The organism is Ruegeria sp. AP12 (genome assembly GCF_056540025.1).
Genome location: NZ_JBQFVZ010000245.1, coordinates 1 through 634, shown reverse-complemented (window position 1 = coordinate 634; position 634 = coordinate 1). Strand labels below are relative to the sequence as shown.

General features: G+C 60.7%; 1 pseudogene. It reads right to left on the bottom strand.

Annotated features, from left to right (window positions below):
* A pseudogene (locus ACR0E6_RS22540) lies at nt 1-634 on the bottom strand (acyl CoA:acetate/3-ketoacid CoA transferase); the annotation flags it as partial.

Here is a 634-nt window from a genome sequence, read left to right as displayed (position 1 = left end):
GAACAGAGAGGCCGGCATCAGCGTTGCGTTTTCAGCCACTGTCACGCGCCCACCCGAGGCGGCAACAATATCGCGCTGCGCGTCGATCCCCGGCATGATTTCAGTCGCAACCAGCCCCTCATCCGTCAGGCGGATCACGCAGCGTTCGGTTACATAGATCACTTCCTGCCCGGTTTCCCGTGCACGACGCCCCGAGAAGGTGACGTGCTCAACCTTGTCCACCATCTTGGTAAACTTGCCGGGCGCTGTGACCCGGATGCCGTCGCTTCCCAGATCAATCTTCGCCCCAGCCTCGAACCAGCCCGAGAACACGATCCGTTTGGCGCGCGCCGTGATATCCACGAAACCGCCGCACCCTGCTGTCAGATAGGGTTTCTTACCAAGCTTCGACACGTTCACATTGCCGTCCACATCGACCTCAAGGAACGAGAGAAACGACATGTCGAATCCGCCCCCCTGAAAATAGATGAACTGCTGCGGCGACGGCACAAAGGCATGTGCGTTCGACGCGCAGCCAAAAGCGAACCCCGTCAGGGGAACGCCGCCCACCGCACCCTGCTCAATCGCCCAGGTCACGGCTTTGGGGTGCCCTTCCTCCAGCAAGATCCGGGGGACCATGGCGCTGATGCCAAAA